The organism is Acinetobacter sp. B51(2017), from assembly GCF_003711395.1.
In the GTDB taxonomy this organism is placed as follows: Bacteria; Pseudomonadota; Gammaproteobacteria; order Pseudomonadales; family Moraxellaceae; genus Acinetobacter.
Genome location: NZ_PJRJ01000069.1, coordinates 1 through 3,228, shown reverse-complemented (window position 1 = coordinate 3,228; position 3,228 = coordinate 1). Strand labels below are relative to the sequence as shown.

At 48.8% G+C, this 3,228-nt stretch carries 1 rRNA gene; it reads left to right on the top strand.

Annotated features, from left to right (window positions below):
* The first annotated feature begins 271 nt into the window (after positions 1-271).
* Positions 272-3,162, top strand: a 23S ribosomal RNA gene (locus tag CYK47_RS15065).
* Positions 3,163-3,228: the final 66 nt, after the last annotated feature.

The window sequence follows — 3,228 nt, the reverse complement described above, 5'->3', positions numbered from 1 at the left end:
TAATCTCTGTGATTTATCACAGCATCTAGACCTGACGAAGGCTAGAGAAATCATTAACAGATTATATTTGAGTTGAAATAAATTGTTCATACTCGTTGAAATCAAGGCAAGCAATTGCTGAGAAATCGATGAGTTACTAGCGATTAAACTGAATCAAGCGTTTTGGTATGTGAATTTTGATTGAAGCTGTACAGTGTTTAAATACACAGTACTTCAAACTGTTACGTTGAACGATCTACTTGTAGGATCGATCGACTGTTTGGGGTTGTATAGTCAAGTAATTAAGTGCATGTGGTGGATGCCTTGGCAGTCAGAGGCGATGAAAGACGTAATAGCCTGCGATAAGCTCCGGGGAGGCGGCAAATATCCTGTGATCCGGAGATTTCTGAATGGGGAAACCCACCTAGTATAAGCTAGGTATCATACACTGAATACATAGGTGTATGAGGCGAACGAGGGGAAGTGAAACATCTCAGTACCCTTAGGAAAAGAAATCAATTGAGATTCCCTCAGTAGCGGCGAGCGAACGGGGAACAGCCCATTAAGTCATATAAGCTTTAGTGGAATGCTCTGGGAAGTGCAACCATAGTAGGTGATAGTCCTGTACACGAAAGGGCTTATATGATGATGTCGAGTAGGGCGAGGCACGTGAAACCTTGTCTGAATATGGGGGGACCATCCTCCAAGGCTAAATACTCCTGACTGACCGATAGTGAACCAGTACCGTGAGGGAAAGGCGAAAAGAACCCCTGTGAGGGGAGTGAAATAGATCCTGAAACCGCATGCATACAAGCAGTGGGAGCCGGCTTTGTCCGGTGACTGCGTACCTTTTGTATAATGGGTCAGCGACTTACATTCAGTAGCAAGGTTAACCGCATAGGGGAGCCGTAGGGAAACCGAGTCTTAATAGGGCGTTTAGTTGCTGGGTGTAGACCCGAAACCAGGTGATCTATCCATGAGCAGGTTGAAGGTGAGGTAACACTTACTGGAGGACCGAACCCACTGTCGTTGAAAAGCCAGGGGATGACTTGTGGATAGGGGTGAAAGGCTAATCAAACTTGGTGATAGCTGGTTCTCCCCGAAAGCTATTTAGGTAGCGCCTCGGACGAATACCATTGGGGGTAGAGCACTGTTTCGGCTAGGGGGTCATCCCGACTTACCAAACCGATGCAAACTCCGAATACCAATGAGTACTATCCGGGAGACAGACTGCGGGTGCTAACGTCCGTAGTCAAGAGGAAAACAATCCAGACCGCCAGCTAAGGCCCCTAAATTATAGTTAAGTGGGAAACGATGTGGGAAGGCATAGACAGCTAGGAGGTTGGCTTAGAAGCAGCCACCCTTTAAAGAAAGCGTAATAGCTCACTAGTCGAGTCGGCCTGCGCGGAAGATGTAACGGGGCTAAAACTATATGCCGAAGCTGCGGATGCACATTTATGTGCGTGGTAGGGGAGCGTTCTGTAAGCCGATGAAGGTGGATTGAGAAGTCTGCTGGAGGTATCAGAAGTGCGAATGCTGACGTGAGTAACGATAAAACGGGTGAAAAACCCGTTCGCTGAAAGACCAAGGGTTCCAGTCCAACGTTAATCGGGGCTGGGTGAGTCGACCCCTAAGGCGAGGCCGAGAGGCGTAGTCGATGGGAAATTGGTTAATATTCCAATACTTCTGTGTAATGCGATGAGAGGACGGAGAAAGTTAAGTCAGCCTGGCGTTGGTTGTCCAGGTGAAAGGATGTAGGCATGTATCTTAGGCAAATCCGGGGTACTCTATGCTGAGATCTGATAGCAAGCTAATTTATTAGCGAAGTGGCTGATACTATACTTCCAGGAAAAGTCTCTAAGCTTCAGTTACACAGGAATCGTACCCGAAACCGACACAGGTGGTCAGGTCGAGTAGACCAAAGCGCTTGAGAGAACTCTGCTGAAGGAACTAGGCAAAATGGTACCGTAACTTCGGGAGAAGGTACGCTGCCGGCGGTGATGGAACTTGCTTCCTGAGCTGCTAGCAGCCACAGAAACCAGGCCCCTGCAACTGTTTATTAAAAACATAGCACTCTGCAAACACGAAAGTGGACGTATAGGGTGTGATGCCTGCCCGGTGCTGGAAGGTTAATTGATGTGGTTAGCGCAAGCGAAGCTATTGATCGAAGCCCCAGTAAACGGCGGCCGTAACTATAACGGTCCTAAGGTAGCGAAATTCCTTGTCGGGTAAGTTCCGACCTGCACGAATGGCATAATGATGGGGGCGCTGTCTCCAGCAGAGGCTCAGTGAAATCGAATTCGCCGTGAAGATGCGGTGTACCCGCGGCTAGACGGAAAGACCCCGTGAACCTTTACTGCAGCTTGACATTGAACTTTGATCTTACTTGTGTAGGATAGGTGGGAGGCTTTGAAGTAGCGACGCTAGTTGCTATGGAGCCGTCCTTGAAATACCACCCTGGTAATATTGAGGTTCTAACTCTGCTCCATTATCTGGAGCGAGGACCATGTCTGGTGGGTAGTTTGACTGGGGCGGTCTCCTCCTAAAGAGTAACGGAGGAGTACGAAGGTGCGCTCAGCGTGGTCGGAAATCACGCGTAGAGTATAAAGGCAAAAGCGCGCTTAACTGCGAGACCCACAAGTCGAGCAGGTACGAAAGTAGGTCTTAGTGATCCGGTGGTTCTGTATGGAAGGGCCATCGCTCAACGGATAAAAGGTACTCTGGGGATAACAGGCTGATACCGCCCAAGAGTTCATATCGACGGCGGTGTTTGGCACCTCGATGTCGGCTCATCTCATCCTGGGGCTGAAGCAGGTCCCAAGGGTATGGCTGTTCGCCATTTAAAGAGGTACGCGAGCTGGGTTTAGAACGTCGTGAGACAGTTCGGTCCCTATCTACCGTGGGCGTTGGAAATTTGAGAGGATCTGCTCCTAGTACGAGAGGACCAGAGTGGACGAACCTCTGGTGTACCGGTTGTGACGCCAGTCGCATCGCCGGGTAGCTATGTTCGGAAGGGATAACCGCTGAAAGCATCTAAGCGGGAAGCCTACCTCAAGATAAGATTTCCCCGAGACTTTATGTCTCCTAAAGAGCCGTTGAAGACTACGACGTTGATAGGTTGGATGTGGAAGCATAGTGATATGTGAAGCTGACCAATACTAATTGCTCGTGAGGCTTGACTATACAACACCCAAACAGTTGGTGTTGTAGTCAAAATCACTACAAACAACTTGATTTAGTTAACGCTAA